Raw genomic sequence first — 21571 nt, forward strand, 5'->3', positions numbered from 1 at the left:
ATCAATTAAGTAGAGCTCGGCTTCCCACACTTTGAGTACAAACACTCATTCGGTTTCTACGCCAATCTGCCTAAAAGCCAAGAAGCTGTTTTCAGGTAAATCAACACCCCTGCAACGTCAGTAGCAGTAGTAATGAATGGAGCAGACATTAGTGCAGGGTCTAATCCCATCCGATCAAAAAGCAAAGGCAGCGCTGCTCCTGCAGTAGCAGCAAGAGTAGTAATCGCCATTAAGCTTATCCCTACAGCTGTTGCCACCAAAGGTCCCTGTCCTTGCCACCAAGCAAAAGGAACAACAAATACAGCCATCAAAATCCCTAGCAAAGCTCCTGCTAATGCTTCTTTTGCTATGGCCCTAACAAGACCAAGTCGTTGAATTCGCTGAGTACTTAAACCTCTAATAACAACTGTTGAACTTTGAGCACCAACATTCCCCCCCGCTCCAATCAACAAAGGAATGAAAGCAGCTAATAAAACTACTTGCTTTAAAACCTCGTCATTCATTGCAATGACCTGCGTTGTTAACCCATTAGCCAAGACCAAAACGGCAAGCCAAACGATACGACGTCTAGCTACAACGAATAAATTACTTTGAAAATAATCATCTTCATCCCCAGCTTGAACCGCACCAGCGGCATAAATATCCCTAGTAGCTTCTTGTTCAATAACATCGATCACATCATCAACCGTGACAATACCTACTAGTCTTTTTTCAAGATCAACTACCGGCAAAGCTAAAAAATCATACCTTTGAATTGCTCTTGCAACCTCTTCTTGGTCAGTATCAGTTCTAACGTTAACGACTTCTCTTGTCATCACTTCACCAATTAGCGATTCAGGATCCGCAACCACCAAATCTCTTAACGATAAAATTCCAGTTAAATGTCTTTCTTTGTCAGTTACATAAAGACTATAAATTGTTTCTGAAAAAGTAGCTCTTTGTCTGACTAGTTTCAAGGCCTGTGAGACACTAAGAAATTCTTTAAGATCTATAAATTCTGTTGTCATCAATCTTCCTGCTGTTTCAGATTGATAGCCCAAAAGTTGAGCAGTTACTCGTCTTTCTTCAGGACTAAGTTCAGCAAGCAAACGTCGAACAACCTTGGCGGGTAACTCATCAAACAGACGCACACGATCATCAGGTGAAATCTCCTCTACCAAGTCTCTAACTTCATTTGATCTCAAGCGATCTAAAAGATTTTGTTGAACTGAGGGGTCTAAGTATTCATATACCTCTATAGCTTCATTTTTATTTAGTAACCTGAAAGCCAAGGCTTGCAAAATCATTGGCAACGTCCCAATCGCCTGTGCTATGTCAACAGGCTGTACGGGGCTTAGTAATGATTTAACGCCATCGTAATTACCAGCGGAAAGCATTGCCTCTAATTGCTGAGAAACCACTTCAGCGACAAAGCTTGCATTCGTCAAAGATTGGTTCTCAGTGGATGCCCCTAATTGTTCTTTCATATTCGGAGCAGCAAGCCTCTATTATTTTATGGCTAACTTCCACTTTTGTTACTTCCGTATCCATGTCCGTAAATATCAGCAAAGTTGAGGTCCTCAATTTTGAAAATGAAAAAATAACTTTTGATCATTTCAAAGGAGATGTTTTATTGATTGTCAATGTTGCCAGTAAATGCGGGTTTACAAAGCAATACCAAGGCCTTCAAAATCTTCAGGAAAAGTACGAGTCAAAAGGATTTAGAGTTTTAGGTTTTCCTTGCAATGATTTTGGAAATCAGGAACCAGGAGAATTAGAAGAAATAAAAAAATTCTGTTCATTATCTTATGGAGTAAATTTCCAACTTTTCCAAAAAGTTCATGCAAAAGGCAATACAACTGAACCATTTACGACATTGAACAAATTAAATCCAGTTGGTGAGGTTGAGTGGAATTTTGAGAAATTTCTTGTGAATAGAAAAGGAGAAGCAATCGCAAGGTTTAAAAGTTCCGTAGAACCTGAAAGCATTGCAATAACCCAAGCTATTGAAGATCTACTGAACTAATTGATAATTTTATTAGCAAAAATATGACCTAATCCAACAGAAATAAAACCAAAAAGAACCATCAAGATAGAATTCAAAAAAAATAATTTGTATAAACCTTGACTAATTAAATTAAACAATTGAAAAGACCATCCACTAAATGTAGTAAAAGATCCACAAAAGCCAAATGCAAAAACTAATTTATATTTCCTAGCAATAGGCAATGCATTAAGAAAACCTATTAAAAAGCAACCAATTATATTAACTATAAAAATATTTTCAATCTGCCATCTAAGTATTGCAGCAGGAAAAGCTCCTGTTGAAATCAAAAAAAAAGTATTTTTTTGAAAAAAATATTTCATTTACTGATTACCTAAAAAGAAACCAATTGTTATTGCAATTAATCCTGAGACCAAAGAAAAAATAAATAATCTGAATGCTTTAAAAAGTTTAAATTGTAAAAATAAATCAAATAAATCATAAATAAACGTAGAAAAAGTACTTAAGCTTCCTAAAAAACCAATTGAAAAAAATAATAAAATTTTATCATAAAAATTAAAAGAACTAAATCGTGAAAAAAGTGAAAGGAAAAAACCAAAAGAAAAAGAAGAAAAAGTATTAATTATTAAAACAGAAAAATAATTACTTAGATTTATATTCTTAAGTTTTTGATAGATTAAAAATCTAGTATTAGCACCCAATAATGCACCAAAAGAAACCAGTAAAATATCCTGCAATATACTAAGAATTGCTAATATTTACCCATCCTCTTTTATTAAATATTTGATATAAATTTTGACTCAGAACATTAACTAATAACCATTTTCCACCATTAGAACTATACCAAACCTTTATTACATTAACCGGGGTTCCCACTTTGACTTTGGTTAAAATAGATGAATCAAAAGAAGCCGAAGAAAGTAAATTGAATTCTCTCATTGCAATTATTGGAGAACCAATATTATTTCTATTTTGCTGAATAATTGATTTTTGGGCACCTCCTGCAGGCAAAGCAGTTGGAGCGACCAAAGCAATACCTAGCAACCATGTCCAAACTATAAAAGTACTAATGAAATTCATCAAATATCTAATGTAGCCAAATCAAGTTCAACGCTATGAGTTTCAATAAATTCCCTTCTTGGTGCAACTTTATCACCCATCAAAATTGTAAATATTCTATCAGCTTCAAGTGCATCTTCTATCTCAACTCTTTTCATCATTCTAGTAGTTGGATCCATAGTTGTTTCCCATAATTGTTTTGGCATCATTTCTCCTAATCCTTTAAATCGTTGAATTGTATAATTAGCTTTTTCTCCAAAACTTGCAAGAGTTTTTTGCAAATCTGATTCGTTATAACAATATTTATGATTCTTCCCTCTTTCAACTTTATAAAGAGGAGGGCAAGCAATATAAATATAACCACCTTCTACAAGAGCCTTTTGATATCTGTAAAAGAAAGTCAAAAGTAAAGTTCTAATATGCGCTCCATCAACATCAGCGTCAGTCATTATTACTACTCTGTGATATCTAAGATTCTTAACTTCGAAATCTTCTCCTTTAATTCCCAAACCAAGTGCTGTTATTAAAGATTGAATCTCAGTATTTTTATAGATTTTCGCATCATCAGTTTTTTCAATATTTAGAATTTTTCCTCTCAAAGGGAGGATTGCTTGGAATTTTCTATCTCTTCCTTGCTTAGCTGATCCACCAGCAGAATCACCCTCAACTATATAAATTTCCGATTCTGATGGGTCTCTTGAACTGCAATCAGCCAATTTACCAGGTAATGTAGAACTTTCTAGAACACTTTTTCTGCGAACAAGTTCTCTAGCACGTCTTGCTGCCTCAGCAGCATTAAAAGCTTGAATCGCTTTCTCTAAAATCAAATCAATCACGCCTGGGTTAAATTCTAAATATTGACTAAGAGATTCACCAACCAAGCTATCAACAATTCCTCGTACTTCAGTATTACCTAATTTAGTTTTTGTTTGACCTTCAAATTCTGGATCAGGAACTTTGACCGATAGAACAGCTGTTAAGCCTTCTCTAATATTTTCTCCAGCTAAGTTCGAGTCTCCCTCTTTTCTTTTACCTCTTTTTTTTGCAAATGAATTTAAAGTTCTTGTTAAAACTGTTTTTAATCCCTCAATATGAGTTCCCCCATCTATTGTTCGTATATTATTAGCAAATCCAAGGATGCTATCTGAATAAGCATCAACGCACCATTGCATTGCTGCTTCTACTTGGACTCCATCTTTTTCAGAATTTACATAAATAATCTCAGGATGTAATGAGTCTTTTTCTTTAGTCATATATTCAACGTATTCTTTAATCCCACCCTCATAAAAATAAACTTCTTCATAAGGTTTCTGACTGGAATCTACTGATTTCTTTCTCTCATCACGAAATACAATACGAACTCCACCATTTAAATAAGCTAGCTCTCTAAGTCTGGAAGATAATATTCCATATTCAAAAGATATTCCATCAGTAAAAATTTGATCATCAGGTTTAAAACAAACAGTAGTACCTGTTAAATTTTTATCTGATTGAGATAGATCCTCTGATTTCAAACTTCCTATAGATGAGCCTCGTTCAAATCTCTGGAAATGAACTTTTTGTTGCCTCCGAACTGTTACCTCTACCCATTCACTCAAAGCATTTACAACCGAAATACCAACACCATGCAAACCTCCAGAAACCTTATAGCCGCCGCTTCCAAATTTTCCACCTGCATGCAAAACAGTTAAAACTGTCTCAAGAGCACTCTTACCAGTACGAGGATGGATATCAGTTGGTATTCCACGACCATTGTCTGAGACAGAGGCTGATCCATCTTCACAAAGTAAAATTGTAATCTGATCACAATGCCCAGCAAGGGCCTCATCTACAGCATTATCAACAACTTCATATACAAGATGATGAAGCCCTTTAGACCCTGTCGAGCCAATATACATCCCAGGCCGCTTCCTCACAGGCTCCAAGCCTTCTAGTACTTGGATCTGCTCAGCACCATAAGCTGCTTGGACTTTTGAATCTTTACTCATTCTGATAACAGCAAACAGGCAAGGTTGTCTTTGATAAGAGCATTAGCTGAAACCTTTCCTGAAATTTCAATTTAACATTGGTATAAAGGAAAGTCTTAGGAAAAATTTCAAAACCAAATTAAAAAAATTTAATTTCATGCAATTACTGCTAATAAACCCTCTGAATGAGAATCATGCAACCCAATGAACCTCTTGTAATAGCCATTATGGGCCCCACTGCAAGCGGAAAAACTGAACTTGCCATTGATATTGCAAAAAAAATCAATTCGAATATTCATAATGTCGATTCTCGCCAAATCTATATCGATATGGACATTGGTACTGCCAAGCCAACTGCAGCTCAACAAAAACAAGTAAGGCATTTTCTAATTGATCTTTGCTTGCCATCGCAACCAATCAATCTTCATGTTTTTCAATCAATAGCTAGAGAATCTATTGATAGAGAATTAAAACACAGAAAAATAATTTTACTTGTCGGAGGAAGTGGACTATATCTTCAAGCCTTGATTGGAGGACTTAATCCACCAGCAGTGCCACCACAAAAATTCTTAAGAAATCAGCTCAACAAAATTGAAAAAATAGAACTACATAATTTATTAAAATGTTGTGATCCTTTAGCTGCAGAAACAATTCATCCAGAAGACTCAACAAGAATGATTCGTGCTTTAGAGGTTTTTTATGCGACAGGAGAAATGTTCTCTAAACAAAAAAAGTTGAAGCCCACTCCATGGAAAGTTCTGGAACTTGGATTAAATCCAACTAATTTAATCTCCAGAATCCAACTTAGAACTGAAAAAATGTATAAGAATGGATTAATAGAAGAAACAGAAAATTTACTTATTAAATACGGAAATGATTTACAGTTGCTCAAAACCATTGGATATGGTGAAGCAAGGTCTATGATTAAAGGGAATATTAATTATGAGGAGGCTTTAGAAATAACCATAAAACGAACTTGCCAATTAGCCAAAAGACAAAAAACTTGGTTTAGAAATAAGCATAATTCCAAATGGCTAAATGATGAGAATTCATTATCTGAAGCTTTATCTTCTATCTATAAGGTTCTAGGTTGATTACTTCATATATGCTTAGAATTAGTCCAAAAGGAACTTTCCACATAAATTAATCACTGAATGCCACCTCGTCCCCGTTTTGATCGTCGCGCTCCAGAAAGAGAGCTCCCCAACATTAATGAGAGAATCAACTATTCCGAATTGAGAGTTGTTGATTCCGATGGCACACAACTTGGTGTCATTAACCGAGAAGAAGCTCTCGAAGTCGCTAGAGAAAGGGAACTCGATCTTGTTTTAGTAAGTGAAAAAGCTACCCCGCCAGTTTGTCGAATAATGAATTATGGAAAATTCAAATTCGAGCAAGAAAAAAAAGCAAAAGAAGCTAAGAAAAAATCCCACCAAACAGAAGTTAAAGAAGTAAAAATGAGATATAAAATTGATCAACATGATTATCTAGTGCGTATTAATCAGGCCACTAGATTCTTAAAAGCCGGAGATAAAGTCAAATGCACCGTTATTTTTAGAGGTCGCGAAATTCAACACACTGCTTTAGCAGAAACTCTTTTAAAAAGAATGGCTAAAGACCTTGAAGAAAAGGCAGAAGTACAACAATCTCCTAAAAGAGAAGGAAGAAATATGATCATGTTTTTAACTCCTCGTAAAACACCTTTATTAAATAAAGAAACAGATACAACAGAACCCCAAAAAGCAACTAGAACGATTAATTAAATAAACAAACTTGACATTGGACAAACAATTAATTGTCACTTGCCATTCTATTTATTAGTGTAGCCACATTCACACCTGGCATACATAACGCGTGAGATTCCACATACAACAGGAAAGTGAAATCCCTGCATCAAGTCAGTTATATAACCAAATATGCTTTGCTATTGCAGCCAGGCATTACCCTCCTGGTCATAGGTTGCCCAGCACTAGACAACTTGCGATGCAAACAGGTTTACATCGCAACACAATAAGCAAGGTCTACAGACAACTAGAAACTGATGGGGTAGTTGAAGCTATTGCAGGATCAGGTATTTATGTTCGGGATCAACAAAAACAAAAAGATTTAAGAGGTGGTTCTCAATCAATACGCAAAAAAGGAATCAAAGATATTGACCACGAGGTTCGAAAAAGTATTGATGAACTTTTAAATGCAGGATGTACCTTGCAGCAAACCAGAGAATTATTTACCCGTGAAATTGATTGGAGACTTAGATGTGGAGCCCGCTTGCTAGTTAGCACCCCTAGAGAAGATATAGGCGCATCATTACTAATTGCTGAAGAATTAGCTCCTCACTTAGATGTTCCAGTTGAAGTCGTGCCAATGGAAGAACTAGAAAGTGTTTTAGAGAGTTCAAGTAAAGGAACAGTCGTAACAAGTAGATATTTCTTACAACCTCTGGAGGAATTAGCAAAACGTCATCAAGTCAGAGCCGTAGCAGTGGATCTAAGTGATTTTCAAAAAGAACTCACTATTTTAAAAAAGCTACGCTCAGGCAGTTGTGTAGGAATAGTAAGCATAAGTCCAGGAATATTAAGAGCAGCAGAGGTGATCGTTCATAGTATGCGCGGCAACGAAATTCTTTTAATGACAGCGAACCCTGATGTAGGTAGCCGACTCCTTGCTTTGTTGAGAGCTGCCAGTCATGTGATTTGTGATAGTCCCAGCTTGCCTGTTATTGAACATACATTGAGGCAAAATAGATCTCAATTAATGAGAATGCCTCAAATTCACTGTGCACGAAAGTATCTAAGCGACTCTACAATTGAAGAGTTAAGCAAAGAGATTGGTCTTCTCGAATAAACATTGCATTTTCAATCAATGTTTCGATCACTACGATCAGATTTTTCAATAATCAAAGAAAGAGACCCTGCTGCCAGAGGAGTTTGGGAAATAATATTTTGCTACCCAGGCTTTCAAGCGTTATCAATTCATAGAATTAGTCATAAACTTTGGAAATATAACCTTCCACTAATACCAAGGTTGTTAAGTCACTTTACGAGATTTTTGACAGGTGTAGAAATTCATCCAGGTGCAAAAATTGGTCAAGGTGTTTTCATCGATCATGGAATGGGAGTCGTTATTGGAGAAACAAGTGAAATAGGTGATCGTTGCTTACTGTATCAAGGTGTCACTTTGGGAGGCACAGGTAAAGAAATTGGCAAGAGACATCCCACTCTGGAAGCTAATGTCGTTGTAGGTGCAGGAGCGAAAGTACTTGGAGGGATTTGCGTAGGAACCAACACAAGAATTGGTGCTGGCTCAGTTGTAGTAAAAAATGTTGAGGCTAATAGTACTGTTGTAGGAATTCCTGGACGCATAGTTCATCAAAGTGGAGTAAAAATCAATCCACTTGCGCATTCTGCACTTCCAGATACAGAAGCCAATGTTATTAGAAATATGATGGAAAGAATTGATCAATTAGAAAATGATATTTTAAGTTTACAAGATCTGATTATTAATATTCAAAACAAAAAAAATAAAAAAGATATTATAATTGGCGAATCTCAGAATTTAAGAGATAAGGAAATCATAGAATTCATTGGAGACGACTTTAAAGAATAAAATATTATTTGCAATTAATTATAAATCTTATTTAGAGTAGAAAAGGCAATCTCTTACTCTCATGATTCAGTAATTTCATAGTAAAAAAGAGTCCTATGAAATTAAAGACAAGAATAAGAACTGATTGCTGAAAATTGATAGATCCATTGATTATACTAAGTCTAAGAGGATCTAAAATCTGATAAATAAAGTTTAAATTTGTAATCCACTCCAAAGAGCCTAAGCTTTCTTTTCTATATAATATTGGAGAAGTTAAAAAAACCAACTGAAGAACTATAGGAACTAACTGAGCTATATCTGTAAAACGAACACTAATAAGACATACAATCAAAGGGAACCAATATATGAAAATAAATAAATTTAGAAATGGTATCCATGAATATATTAATAAGTTATTTATTAAAGTAAATTTTAAAAAAAGAAATACTAAAAATACTAATATAAAAGACTGTATAAAAGTTTGCAATTGAAAAGACCATTCCTCTAAAGTATAAAAAATTGGCTTAAGATTCATATTCTTAATATTGGAAGAATTATATGCAAAAAGATTTGGAGAATTAGATATAGATGAACTGATTGTATTCCAAATAACTAAACCAAATCCTAAATATATAAAATAAGACCTAAAATCTTCTACTGAAAAAACAGTACCATAAACGATTCCTAAAGTACCAATAGATAATAGATTTGAAAAACCTAGCCAGAAACTTCCAAGAGTAGTTCTAGCAAACCTAGCTCTTGATCTTGAAGTAGCTGTATACCACCAAGCTCTTCTAGTTCTAAAAGCAAATTTAAAATTATCCAATAACATTTTTGCGATAATAGTCATGCGTATGATAGTAATTCAAGGCAGCATCTAAAGGACCATCATATGCAATAGATCCATGACTAAAAACGATACCTCTATTACAAAACTGCTTTAAAAGTTCTTCAGAATGACTAGCTAAAAATAATGTTGCTGCAGACTCCATAAATTGCTTCATTCTTTCTTCCGCTCTATCACAAAAATCTGCATCACCAGTACCAAAACCTTCATCTATTGCTAAACAATCATGAGGACTTGAAGTAAGAATAGAAAAAATCAATCTTGCAGACATACCCTCACTATAGGTTTTTATAGGTAAAGAAATATATGAACCAAGACCCGAAAATTCAATTATTTCATTCAAAAAAGATTCAAAGCCTGCAAGACTATGATTCTTTAACAAATAATGAGCTTTACAAGCATCGATTCCAGAAAGTTCTGGACTAGTCAAAAAAGTCTTTTGAAGCATAGGGTAAACATCCACTAAGATCTTAATATTTCCATTTGTAGGCAAATAAATTCCTGAAATTAACCTTAAAAAGCTACTTTTACCAGAACCATTATGACCAATTAGACCAACTCTTTCTCCTTTCATAATAGTCAAATTAATATTATTTAGTGCAATAATATTCGTTCTATTTTTTGATTGATCTAGAGCACCACCTGTAATATTAATTACTTTCTTAGCAAATTTCTTTGTTAGTGATCTGTTCTCTAAATGATAAATAGGTATGGAAAATGAAAGACCTTGAATTTCTATCGCAGGTTGAGTAAGAACACTAATTGAATGATCTGATAATGAAAAAATAACATCATTTACCTCGTCAATCGAAACTTTCTCAAAAGTAATATTTTTAATAAAACTAGATGCTTTATTAAAAGAATTTCCTGATAACCAAGGAGATATTGAATCAGGTTTATATATATTAATCAAAGAAATACTCTTACTAATTTGTTTAGTGAATAATTCTGCAGCGTAAGTTTTATTTTGCATAATATGAATATCATTTTTTGCTTGTTCAGAGTTAACAGAGTGATCTTTATTACTTGAAAAAACTAACTCATTTACAATATCAGAAATTTGATAATTTTGATTTTTTACCAAATCCATCCAATAATTTAAAACATCAAAATCTACTTTTCTATTAAAAAGATTTAAATATAATTTATTTATTTTTAAATCAACAGATTTTTCATAAGCTATATAGTTTTGATACTCATCTTGTCTGGACAATTCATTAGATATTTCACTTAGAGTAATTGATTCCTTTGAACGTGAAAGCCAATAATTTATTCCAGATGGATCACCAGGTCTTCCAAAATATGCTATGTATAACTTTTGCAACTGATTTGAATCAACTTTAATCATATGAATAAATCAAACAATTAATTTTATACTTCTACTTTCTTTTGAGTTGGTTGAAACATAAACATTGAATAAATTACATTCCTTCTCATATTTATCATCATATCTAAAAACATATCATATCCTTCATTTTTGTATTCAATTAAAGGATCTTTTTGTCCATACCCTCTTAAGCCAACTGATTCTCTTAAGGAATCCATAGACTGCAAATGCTCTCTCCAAAGCGTATCTAATTGTTGAAGAATAAAGAATCTTTCGGCTTCCCTCATGATTCCTGGATGTGTTTGCTCTACCTGAGCTTCCTTCATATCGTAAGCATTTCTTAACTGCTCTTTCAAGAAATCTTTTAATTCATTTTTATTTAAACTAAATAAATCTTCAGGTTTGAGATCTTCCAATAAATAAATAAATTCTTTCACTTTGGATACTAAATTAGTTAAATTCCATTCTTCAGGTGGCAAATCTTCATTAACATAAGCTTCAACTATTTCTTCCATAGTTCTTTGACCATATCCAATAACTTGCAGTTTTAACTCTCTACCTTCTAATACTCTTCTTCTTTCTGAATAAACTGCTTTTCTCTGATTATTCATAACTTCATCATATTCAAATATTTGTTTTCTAATATCATAATAATAAGTTTCTACTTTTTTTTGAGCGCCTTCTAAAGAGCGAGTAAGCATTCCAGATTCAATAGGCATATCCTCTTCAACACGAAACGCATTCATAAGGCCAGCCACTCGATCTCCACCAAATATTCGTAGCAAATTATCTTCTAATGATAAAAAGAAACGAGTGCTGCCAAGGTCCCCTTGTCGACCCGCTCTACCTCTTAATTGATTATCAACCCGTCTCGACTCATGACGTTCAGTCCCAATTACATGAAGACCTCCAACCTTACGAACATTAGTTTCTTCTTGATCTAAGACCTGTTCATATTCTTTCTTAATGAGTTGAATTGCACTTCTTAATTGCTCAATATTTTTATCCTGAGTAGGAGTTTTTTCAGCAGCAGTAGCAATATAGTCATCAAGTTCTATCGAGCTTAAAGCTCTATCACCCCAAGCTTTAACCAGTTTTGAAGCTAATGAAGCAAGTTTTTTATCTGTATCCTCAGTTAATAAAACAGGAAATATATTTTGAAAGTTGATTGATTGAATTTTTTTAACAGTTTGGGAACTTGAGTTTTGATCTTCTTTAAATCCTACTGAATCAGAATTTCGTTGAAGAGGAATAGGAGGTTTGTGACCCTCTTCAGGTTTTACTAGACGATTACTGAGAATTTCTTTGATTTTTAATCTGGCCATATAATCACTATTACCTCCAAGAATTATGTCCGTTCCTCTTCCTGCCATATTGGTTGCAATCGTAACTGCACCTGATCGTCCTGCTTGAGCAACTATTTCAGCTTCTCTCTCAACATTTTCAGGTTTTGCATTTAATAAATTATGAGGTATTCTTTTTTTTAAAAAAAAAAAAAAAAAAAAAAAAAAAAAAATTTTTTTTTTTTTTTTTTTTTTTTTTTTTTTTTTTTTTTTTTTTTTTTTTTTTTTTTTTTTTTTTTTTTTTTTTTTTTTTTTTTTTTTTTTTTTTTTTTTTTTTTTTTTTTTTTTTTTTTTTTTTTTTTTTTTTTTTTTTTTTTTTTTTTTTTTTTTTTTTTTTTTTTTTTTTTTTTTTTTTTTTTTTTTTTTTTTTTTTTTTTTTTTTTTTTTTTTTTTTTTTTTTTTTTTTTTTTTTTTTTTTTTTTTTTTTTTTTTTTTTTTTTTTTTTTTTTTTTTTTTTTTTTTTTTTTTTTTTTTTTTTTTTTTTTTTTTTTTTTTTTTTTTTTTTTTTTTTTTTTTTTTTTTTTTTTTTTTTTTTTTTTTTTTTAAAAAAAAAAAAAAAAAAAAAAAAAAAAAAAAAAAAATTTTTTTTTTTTTTTTTTTTTTTTTTTTTTTTTTTTTTTTTTTTTTTTTTTTTTTTTTTTTTTTTTTTTTTTTTTTTTTTTTTTTTTTTTTTTTTTTTTTTTTTTTTTTTTTTTTTTTTTTTTTTTTTTTTTTTTTTTTTTTTTTTTTTTTTTTTTTTTTTTTTTTTTTTTTTTTTTTTTTTTTTTTTTTTTTTTTTTTTTTTTTTTTTTTTTTTTTTTTTTTTTTTTTTTTTTTTTTTTTTTTTTTTTTTTTTTTTTTTTTTTTTTTTTTTTTTTTTTTTTTTTTTTTTTTTTTTTTTTTTTTTTTTTTTTTTTTTTTTTTTTTTTTTTTTTTTTTTTTTTTTTTTTTTTTTTTTTTTTTTTTTTTTTTTTTTTTTTTTTTTTTTTTTTTTTTTTTTTTTTTTTTTTTTTTTTTTTTTTTTTTTTTTTTTTTTTTTTTTTTTTTTTTTTTTTTTTTTTTTTTTTTTTTTTTTTTTTTTTTTTTTTTTTTTTTTTTTTTTTTTTTTTTTTTTTTTTTTTTTTTTTTTTTTTTTTTTTTTTTTTTTTTTTTTTTTTTTTTTTTTTTTTTTTTTTTTTTTTTTTTTTTTTTTTTTTTTTTTTTTTTTTTTTTCCCTGAAATAGTCATTAACGGTAACAACATGAACTCCTCTCCCCGTCAAAGCATTTAAGTAACTAGGCAAAGTAGCAACCAAAGTCTTTCCTTCGCCTGTTTTCATTTCGGCAATTTGACCTTCATGCAAAACCATCCCACCAATGAGTTGTACGTCAAAATGACGCATACCCAAAACTCTTTTCGAAGCCTCTCTCACGACTGCAAAAGCTTCAGGCAACAAGTCATCAAGTAATGCCGTCTGTAATTTTAATGTTGAGAGCTTTTCTAATTTCTGTTTGAAATCAGCTGTCTTTCGCCTAAGGTCATCGTCACTTAATATAGAAAAATCTTCTTCAAAGATATTAATATCCGAAACCAAAGGAGAGTATCTCTTTAGCTTACGACTGTTTGGATCCCCGAGAAGTTGCTTAAACATGCAACAAACTAAATTTTTTCTTATACATTAAACTATTAAGGTAAAAAATGGGAAGAGCACTTTCATTCCTTCAAAATTGATTTTTCGAAAGAAAAATGACCCTCAACTTTATATAATAATTACCAGATTGCAATCTAAACTTATCATTAAATCAAACTTTATCTTTTATATAAGAGTTGATCAAAAAAGCTTAAAATAAATCAGTTCTCCATACAGACTAATCATGAAGCACAATGAAGTATAGTATTAAAAGTTTTAATCATAAGTGTGAGCCAAGAAAAAACAGCCCTAATTACTGGCATTACGGGACAGGATGGTAGTTATCTTGCAGAATTACTTTTAGATAAAGGATATGATGTACATGGAATCATAAGAAGAGCTAGCAACATAAATACTGACAGAATTAATCATCTAATTAATAAAAAGGAGAGAATATTAAATTTACATTATGGTGACTTAAGTGACAGTTCAAATATTTTAAGAGTCATCAAAAAAGTGCAACCAGATGAAATCTATAATTTAGGAGCTCAAAGTCACGTTGCTGTAAGTTTTCAATCCCCTGAATATACAGCGGAAATTGATGCACTTGGTCCTCTTAGAATTCTTGAAGCCGTAAGAATTCTAAATTTAACTAATAAGACAAAAATTTATCAAGCTAGCACCTCCGAATTATATGGATTAATTAGAGAATCTCCTCAAAATGAAGACACACCGTTTTATCCTCGTAGCCCTTATGGAGTTGCAAAATTATATGCATACTGGATAACAGTAAATTATCGAGAATCCTATGGATTATATGCTTGTAACGGAATTCTATTTAATCATGAGTCTCCTAGAAGAGGAGAAACATTTGTTACTAGAAAAATCACCAAGGGGCTTGCAAAAATAGATGCTGGACTAGAAGATTTTTTATACTTAGGAAACCTAAATTCCTTACGAGATTGGGGGCATGCTAAAGATTATGTTGAGATGCAGTGGAGAATGCTTCAGCAAGAAAAACCCGAAGACTATGTTATAGCCTCTGGCAAAATGACGTCTGTTAGAAAATTTGTTGAAATGTCTGCTGAAGCTCTCAACTGGGGAGGTATAGAATGGGAAGGAAAGAATATCAATGAGATTGGAAAAAGAAAAGATAATGGCAAAACTGTTATAAAGATAAATCCTGAATTTTATAGACCAGCGGAAGTTGAAACTCTTCTTGGTGATGCAAGCAAAGCCCACTCAAAGCTTGGATGGAAACCTTCTAGAACTTTAGATGATTTAATAAGAGAAATGATTAGTCATGATAAGAAAGAAATCCAAAAAAATATTAATATCAATTATTAAACTACAAATTTATATTTTTTAAAAGACGATTCTAAAGGCCAATGAAACTAACATATAAAGGACTAATAAGTAATAATTTCGTAAATCATGCAAAGAAAACAATTTCTAATGGTGAAATTCTAACTTATTATATTGATAAAAGTATTGGATGGAATTCTATTGATAGATATATTCAATTAGAAAATAAAAATATTGAATACATAGATACCTTATCAACTTATAATATTGGTCACAAGGATTTTCATATAGAGTTTATTAGAAATACTTTTAAAAAATTAGATGACATTATTGATTTAGATTTTCATGAAATGTCTCATAATAATGGATCTATGCTTGATATTTATCATGTAAATTACTCTTCAAATTTTGGAAAAAATGTAATTGGGCAAGCATTAGCTCAACAGACTTCAGAGGGAGCATGGTGGGATATATTCTGGAAAGATGCTCCTTTAAACTCAAATCTACACACAATAATCCATGAAATAGGACATACCATAGGGCTTAGCCATCCTTTTGAAGATCCTCTGAATAAAGATTGGCATTCGAGCGATACAGTGATGTCATATAATAATAGCCCAGATGGATGGAATACATGGTTTTCACAAATCGATTTAAATGCTTTGATTAGTATTTGGGGTAGAGAAAATGACCTTGGATTGATAAAATATGAAAACACTAGTTCTCAGTATAAATATCAAAAATCATCTAATGGAAAATTATTCATTAAAACAACTGTTGGACTGGAAGATATCACGAATATTGACACATTAAAATTCTCAGATAAATCAATTGACGTAGACCAAGAAATAATAGGTGTATTTAAACTTTTAGAGAATATTGATGACATTACTGGTAAAGTTTATAGGTTATATAATGCTACATTTGGAAGATTCCCTGATAAGGCTGGCTTAAAATATTGGATTGAAAAAAATAAATCTAAAAAAGATTCATATAGAAGCACAGCTCAATCTTTTATATTATCTAATGAGTTTCAATCTCTGTACGGAAGCAACACTACAAATGCAGATTATATAGAAAGTCTTTATACTAATGTTCTTGACAGAGAACCAGATAAAGAAGGGTTTAATTATTGGTTTGATCAAATAGAAAGTGGTTATGAAGATAGAAGTGAGTTATTAATGGGTTTTTCAGAATCTCAAGAAAATAAACTAATATTCTCATCGGAAACAAGTATTTTTTGAGATGAAAACATAACCTATCAATATGAAATCAAATGAAACAAAAAACAAAAGGGAGTTATGCAGGTGTATAATCAAAAACGATTTTAATTACTCCAAAGGCTAAAATGGCTAACATTACTATTGATGGAAAAGATTACGATACAGATAATTTAAGTGAAGAAGCCAAGCAGCAATTAGCGAGCTTACAATTTGCTCAAACAGAGATAAAAAAAATCAATGCTAATCTTGCTGTTTACCAAACTGCGGCATCTGCTTATTCCGTAGCATTAAAAGAAGCTCTTGATAAATAAGAGACATATCCACTAAAATAAAGTAATAATTGATGTTTAATTCTGTTATAAAAAATATATTTAGTTTGAAATATCTTAATGGATAAACTTTATAAGCTACCAGAAGAGTCGATCAAACTACTTCACAAGCATGGACTTCTAAAGCAGCTTATTAAAGCTGAAGTTACATCCCAATTATTATCTAAAATATCAATTAATAAAGAGTTGCAGGAAAAGATTATTCAAGATTTTCTTACCAAAAGAGGTTTGAATAATCAAGCCAACTATGAACAATGGCTTACTGATAATCACTATAAAAAAGAAGAAATAGAATACATGGCTACAGCTGAAGTTCGATTTAAGCAATATTCCATAGATACATTCAACCATAAAGCTGGAACACGATTTCTTGAAAGAAAAAATCAACTAGATGTTGTTGTTTATAGTCTTTTGCGAGTATCAGACTATGACTTAGCCAAAGAACTATTTTTGCGGATCAAAGAAGGAGAAGCAGATCTAGGGGATCTAGCTTCACAATATTCTGAAGGGCTAGAGAAACAAACTCGAGGAGTAATTGGGCCCGCTCCATTAGATAATGCTCATCCTACTCTGGCTGAAGTTTTAAGAACCATTCCTTCAGGCCAAGTACAACCCCCTAAAAAGATACTGGGCTCATTTGTAATACTGAGGTTAGAATCATATGAACCTGTACAACTTGATGAGTTCATGAAAACAAAAATGAGCGAAGAATTATCTCATATATCAATAAACGAGAAAGTTGAAAAATTATCGAAAGAACTTTTAAATCAACTCAATGTTTCTATTGAAAATGGGGGAATATAATGGAAAATCAAATCAATATTCGATCCATTGAAGCATTTAAGAATATTAGTTCTCAAAGCGTTGCAAAAATAGCTGAAAGCGCAGAAATCAAAAGATATCCCATAGGCAGAAGAATATGCGATAAAACTATTATTCCTAATCAAATTCTTTGTATCATCTCCGGTGAAGCAAGAGTCTTACATGAAGAAAACAAAGAGAGTACAACAATATCTAAATATGGAGAAAATTCCTTTATTGGTCTTGCCTCGATATTAACGGCGAAAGGATTAGAAGATATTACTGCAAGTAGTGAAGTAATAACTTTTGGGTTATCAGATAAAATTATCCTTGAGCTTTATAAAGAAGAAATAGAATTTAGAAACTGGTGTGATACAAATTTTCAAATACAAGAAATATATGAAATCTATTGGAATTTACAAAAACAATCCTCACAAAAAAATAATAAAGAGTCAATCGACTCTTTATTAAAAAATTCAATACTAACTGTAATCGGATCTAATCAAAAATCAAAAGTTAGAGAAGGTTTTATACAAATTTTAAGTAGTGATAATGTGATTAACAAAAGACCAATGGATATTATCAATGATAATGAAATATTAGAAACAAGAGGTCCTCTACCTGCTCGAATTTTCTATATACCAATTAAAATATATAACTCCTTAATAGGTAAAGGAGATATCAGCAAAGATAAAAAACTAATAAATAATATAGAAGAATTAGAAGTAAAAGATGCTAGAAGTTTACCCGAAACAACGGTAGAAAAAATAGGTCAATACTCTCCTAAAAAAGATTTTAAATTAGTCAAAGCAAAGGGATCAATAAGAGAAGCCCAAGCTTGTTTACAAATGATATCAAATGAATTGGGATTACCTTTTAAACCTGATTTTATTGAAAAAATACTAAGAGACACAGTTATAAGAGGAAAGAAACCCTCACTTCAGCTTATTGGTAATATTGCCTCAAACATGGGATTATATACATCTACTGTAAAATTAAACACTAAATTTGCATCGAGACTTCCAATTCCATCAATGATTACTTGGGGTGATAGTTTTGCTGTAGTAACTAAAAGTAATTCAACTATTTTAGAAATAGCATCTCCAAGTGAAGGAATTATTCAATTGCTCCCGGAACAAATTAGTGATGCATTTGAGAAAGGTTTTATTGAATTATTAATATTAGAGAAAAATGAACAAACACCAGAAGTTAATTTTGGAATTCAATGGTTACTACCTTCAATTAAACGTTATAAAGGTGTTCTTGCTCAGGTCCTTCTTGCTTCTTTCGTTGTACAGCTATTTGGTTTAGCAAATCCATTAATGATTCAAATAATTATAGATAAAGTTATATCTCAAAGAAGTTTAGATACTCTACAAATTCTTGGTTTTGCTCTAGTTTTTGTAACTATTGTTGGCGGTGTAATCAGTAGTTTAAGAACTTTCCTATTTAATGAAACAACTAATAGAATAGATACAAGACTTGGTGCAGAAGTTATAGATCACTTATTGAAATTACCTTTAGGCTATTTTGATAAAAGACCGGTAGGTGAGTTGGGAAACAGAATTTCAGAGCTAGAAAAGATTAGAAATTTTTTAACAGGTCAGGCCTTAACTACAATACTTGACGCTATTTTCTCTCTAATCTATATAGTTGTAATGGTTATTTATAGCTGGTTATTAACATTATTAGCTTTAGGAGTAGTTCCTATTCAAATCATGATTACCGTTATAGGGACTCCATTAATCAGAAGACAAATTAGAGAAGCTGCTCAAGAAAATGCCAAAACACAAAGCCATTTAGTAGAAGTTTTGACTGGAATCCAAACAGTCAAGGCTCAAAATGTTGAGAGTGTGAGTCGCTGGAAATGGCAAGAACTTTATGGAAAATATATATCAAAATCATTTCAAAGAACTATTACTGGAACAGCATTAACTGAAACAAGCCAAGTCTTGCAACAGTTATCTCAATTAGTTGTTTTATGGGTTGGAGCTACACTAGTTTTAAAAGGTCAATTAAGCTTAGGTCAACTAATTGCATTCAGAATAATTTCTGGGTATGTAACTCAGCCTCTCTTGAGATTAAGTACTATATGGCAAAATATTCAAGAGTTAAGAGTCTCTTTTGAAAGATTAGGAGATATTGTAGATACGCCTGAAGAAACTTCAATATTAGATAAATCAAAAATACCACTACCAAGTATCAAGGGATTTGTCGAATTTGAAGATGTTTCATTTCGTTTTCTTAAAGGCCAGCCAAGTGTTCTTAACAAAATAAACTTAAAAATCAAACAAGGACAGTTTGTAGGAATAGTAGGCCAAAGTGGAAGTGGAAAAAGTACTTTAATGAAACTACTACCTCGACTATATAAACCTCAATCTGGGAGAGTATTTATTGATGGTTATGACGTAGATAAAGTCGAGTTGTATTCTTTGAGAAGGCAAATAGGTATTGTTCCTCAAGAACCTTTATTATTTGCTGGAAATATCAACGATAATATTGCTCTTACTGATCCTGATGCTGAAAGCGATGCAATTGTAAATGCAGCAAAAATTGCCAACGCTCATGAATTTATAATGACATTAAGGGATGGCTACAGCACTGATATAGGGGAAAGAGGAGCTGGACTTTCCGGGGGGCAAAAGCAAAGACTAGCAATAGCAAGAACACTTCTATCAAACCCAAAGTTGCTAATTCTTGATGAGGCCACTAGTGCCTTAGACTATGAAACTGAATCAAAAGTATGTGAAGGTCTTAAAGCCGCATGTACAAACTCAACTGTACTTTTCATCACACATAGACTAAGTACAGTCAAAAAAGCCGACCTAATTGTGATGCTTCATCAAGGATGTGTTGTAGAAACAGGTACACATGATGAATTAATGAAATTAAAAGGTAGGTATTATGCTCTTTATTTACAACAAGAATCGAATTAAATATGGCTAACAAACAAATAAAAAAACTAAAGAATTTTCAAAATAAAATTCATCAAAAAATAAATAACATAAATTTTGATCGATCTAAAATTATTGAATTACTGAAAAAAAAGACTAAATTAAATGGATCATTCACAAGTTTTCATCCTGGTGAATTGATTAACAATTTACAAGACAAAGTAGGAAATTTAGCAAACATAAGTGATAATAGTGAAGTTGTTCTGCAGCCTGCAAGATATTGGTCACAAGCAATAACTTGGGCTTTAATAGGTACAACAACTTTTGCATTTGGATGGATAACTATTGCTAAAACTGATGAAATAGTAATAGCTGTTGGCAAGTTGGAACCAAAAGGAGGTGTAATTGATGTTCAAATGCCTCTGGAAGGAATAGCACGCGAAATATTAGTTAAAGAGGGAGATCTTGTAACAAAAGGAGATGTCCTTATAAGATTAGATACTGAAATAACTGAAGCACAAAATCAAGCTTTAAAAAATAACTTAGAAATTAATGAAAAAATTATTGTGAAATTAGCGAACTTAGTAAAAGAAGGTGCCGTATCTGAAATCCAATATTTAACGCAGCAACAGAAAGTTGAAGATATTAAAAGTCAAATTAAAACGAATTTAGTTAAATTAAAATATCAAGAGATTAGTGCCCCCGCGAATGGAATAATTTTTGAATTACAGCCAAAAGGGCCTGGATATGTTGCAAGAGCAAGTCAACCTGTCCTAAAAATTGTGCCAACAGCAAATTTGGTAGCAAAAGTTGAAATAGAAAGCCGAACAATTGGCTTCGTAAAAACAGGCAAAAAAGCAGAAATTAGTATTGATTCTTTTCCAGCAAGTGACTATGGAGTTATAGATGGAGTCGTGACGAAAATAGGTTCTGATGCACTCCCACCTGACCCTGGTCTTGGTAAAGGATATCGATTTCCTGCAGAGATCAAATTAAATAATCAATATCTCAAAGTTAAATCTGGCAAAAGACTAGGATTGCAAGCAGGGATGAGTTTAAACGCAAATATTAAACTTAGAAAAATAACTTATCTTCAATTATTTCTAAATAAATTTAGCGACAAAACAAACTCTCTTAAATCTATATAAGAAAAATTTGAAAACAATTTGAAAATACCTACTAAAATAGGTAATCAAATACTGAGGATATAGCAGAATATAAAAAATTTATTTGTATTAATGTTTAAAGGAAAGAAAAAATCTAAAAGATTGACAAGTTTTTTTATTATTCATATTTTTACCAATTAGCGAATAATCGAT

At 31.4% G+C, this 21571-nt stretch carries 18 protein-coding genes and 2 pseudogenes; 11 read left to right on the forward strand and 9 right to left on the reverse strand.

Annotated features, from left to right (window positions below; translation table 11 throughout):
• Positions 1 to 56: 56 nt before the first annotated feature.
• Positions 57 to 1466: a magnesium transporter gene (gene mgtE / locus AC6EJB_RS07225; protein WP_498490661.1), complete on the reverse strand. Its 1410-nt coding sequence runs from the start codon at positions 1464 to 1466 to the stop codon at positions 57 to 59.
• Between the two features lie 62 nt (positions 1467 to 1528).
• On the opposite strand from mgtE, the gene AC6EJB_RS07230 reads away from it, so the two are divergent.
• Entirely contained in the window at positions 1529 to 2005 is a 477-nt protein-coding gene (locus AC6EJB_RS07230; protein ID WP_498490662.1) for a glutathione peroxidase, read from the forward strand.
• On the opposite strand, the gene AC6EJB_RS07235 is transcribed toward AC6EJB_RS07230, so the two are convergent.
• Genes AC6EJB_RS07235 through gyrB form a run of 4 tightly spaced genes read right to left on the reverse strand, consistent with a single transcriptional unit; the run spans position 2002 to position 5031 of the window.
• Positions 2002 to 2313 (reverse strand): fluoride efflux transporter FluC, encoded by a 312-nt coding sequence (locus tag AC6EJB_RS07235; RefSeq protein ID WP_498490663.1) that lies wholly within the window; start codon positions 2311 to 2313, stop codon positions 2002 to 2004. The two genes, AC6EJB_RS07230 and AC6EJB_RS07235, sit on opposite strands and share 4 nt — an antisense overlap.
• A gap of 33 nt (positions 2314 to 2346) precedes the next feature.
• The gene (locus AC6EJB_RS07240; RefSeq protein WP_498490664.1) at positions 2347 to 2721 is read right to left on the reverse strand and encodes a fluoride efflux transporter FluC; all 375 of its coding nucleotides are present in this window, start codon (positions 2719 to 2721) and stop codon (positions 2347 to 2349) included.
• 4 nt (positions 2722 to 2725) lie between these two features.
• A complete protein-coding gene (locus AC6EJB_RS07245; protein ID WP_498490665.1) occupies positions 2726 to 3064 on the reverse strand; it encodes an SH3 domain-containing protein in 339 nt (112 codons plus the stop codon).
• Positions 3064 to 5031 (reverse strand): DNA topoisomerase (ATP-hydrolyzing) subunit B, encoded by a 1968-nt coding sequence (gyrB, locus tag AC6EJB_RS07250; protein ID WP_498490666.1) that lies wholly within the window; start codon positions 5029 to 5031, stop codon positions 3064 to 3066. Before gyrB ends, AC6EJB_RS07245 begins: the two co-directional genes overlap by 1 nt.
• 173 nt (positions 5032 to 5204) lie before the next feature.
• On the opposite strand from gyrB, the gene miaA reads away from it, so the two are divergent.
• From miaA to cysE, 4 genes are all read left to right on the forward strand, one after another.
• Positions 5205 to 6104: a tRNA (adenosine(37)-N6)-dimethylallyltransferase MiaA gene (gene miaA, locus AC6EJB_RS07255; protein ID WP_498490667.1), complete on the forward strand. Its 900-nt coding sequence runs from the start codon at positions 5205 to 5207 to the stop codon at positions 6102 to 6104.
• A 60-nt stretch (positions 6105 to 6164) separates the two neighbouring features.
• A complete protein-coding gene (gene infC / locus AC6EJB_RS07260) occupies positions 6165 to 6773 on the forward strand; it encodes a translation initiation factor IF-3 (RefSeq protein ID WP_498490668.1) in 609 nt (202 codons plus the stop codon).
• Positions 6774 to 6864: 91 nt separating this feature from the next.
• Positions 6865 to 7854, forward strand: coding sequence for a GntR family transcriptional regulator (locus AC6EJB_RS07265; protein WP_498490669.1), 990 nt, complete (start codon positions 6865 to 6867; stop codon positions 7852 to 7854).
• 18 nt (positions 7855 to 7872) lie between these two features.
• Entirely contained in the window at positions 7873 to 8616 is a 744-nt protein-coding gene (gene cysE / locus AC6EJB_RS07270) for a serine O-acetyltransferase (RefSeq protein ID WP_498490670.1), read from the forward strand.
• Positions 8617 to 8647: 31 nt separating this feature from the next.
• Here the strand turns inward: cysE and AC6EJB_RS07275 are convergent, their stop codons facing one another.
• The 4 genes and pseudogenes from AC6EJB_RS07275 to secA form a co-directional block, all read right to left on the reverse strand.
• Positions 8648 to 9427 carry an ABC transporter permease gene (locus AC6EJB_RS07275; protein WP_498492984.1) on the reverse strand — a complete coding sequence of 260 codons (780 nt, stop codon included), beginning with the start codon at positions 9425 to 9427 and terminating at the stop codon, positions 8648 to 8650.
• Positions 9414 to 10790 (reverse strand): ABC transporter ATP-binding protein, encoded by a 1377-nt coding sequence (locus tag AC6EJB_RS07280; protein ID WP_498490671.1) that lies wholly within the window; start codon positions 10788 to 10790, stop codon positions 9414 to 9416. The genes AC6EJB_RS07275 and AC6EJB_RS07280 overlap by 14 nt, the downstream gene beginning before the upstream one ends.
• Positions 10791 to 10813: 23 nt before the next feature.
• Positions 10814 to 12253 (reverse strand): annotated as a pseudogene (locus AC6EJB_RS07285) (preprotein translocase subunit SecA); the annotation flags it as partial.
• 1045 nt (positions 12254 to 13298) lie between these two features.
• A pseudogene (secA, locus tag AC6EJB_RS07290) lies at positions 13299 to 13721 on the reverse strand (preprotein translocase subunit SecA); the annotation flags it as partial.
• 267 nt (positions 13722 to 13988) lie between these two features.
• Between secA and gmd the strand changes: the two are divergent.
• The 6 genes from gmd to AC6EJB_RS07320 all read left to right on the forward strand — a co-directional run bounded on the left by gmd (position 13989) and on the right by AC6EJB_RS07320 (position 21400).
• Complete coding sequence (gene gmd, locus AC6EJB_RS07295; protein WP_498490672.1) at positions 13989 to 15047, forward strand: GDP-mannose 4,6-dehydratase; 1059 nt, start codon at positions 13989 to 13991, stop codon at positions 15045 to 15047.
• A gap of 41 nt (positions 15048 to 15088) precedes the next feature.
• Positions 15089 to 16249, forward strand: coding sequence for a DUF4214 domain-containing protein (locus AC6EJB_RS07300; RefSeq protein WP_498490673.1), 1161 nt, complete (start codon positions 15089 to 15091; stop codon positions 16247 to 16249).
• 104 nt (positions 16250 to 16353) lie between these two features.
• On the forward strand, positions 16354 to 16539 hold the full coding sequence (locus tag AC6EJB_RS07305; protein ID WP_498490674.1) for a DUF6447 family protein: 186 nt from the start codon (positions 16354 to 16356) through the stop codon (positions 16537 to 16539).
• A gap of 78 nt (positions 16540 to 16617) precedes the next feature.
• Positions 16618 to 17361, forward strand: coding sequence for a peptidylprolyl isomerase (locus AC6EJB_RS07310; RefSeq protein WP_498490675.1), 744 nt, complete (start codon positions 16618 to 16620; stop codon positions 17359 to 17361).
• Complete coding sequence (locus AC6EJB_RS07315) at positions 17361 to 20294, forward strand: ABC transporter transmembrane domain-containing protein (protein WP_498490676.1); 2934 nt, start codon at positions 17361 to 17363, stop codon at positions 20292 to 20294. Before AC6EJB_RS07310 ends, AC6EJB_RS07315 begins: the two co-directional genes overlap by 1 nt.
• Positions 20295 to 20296: 2 nt before the next feature.
• On the forward strand, positions 20297 to 21400 hold the full coding sequence (locus tag AC6EJB_RS07320) for an HlyD family secretion protein (protein ID WP_498490677.1): 1104 nt from the start codon (positions 20297 to 20299) through the stop codon (positions 21398 to 21400).
• Positions 21401 to 21571: the final 171 nt, after the last annotated feature.

Source organism: Prochlorococcus sp. G4PB17, from assembly GCF_059772445.1.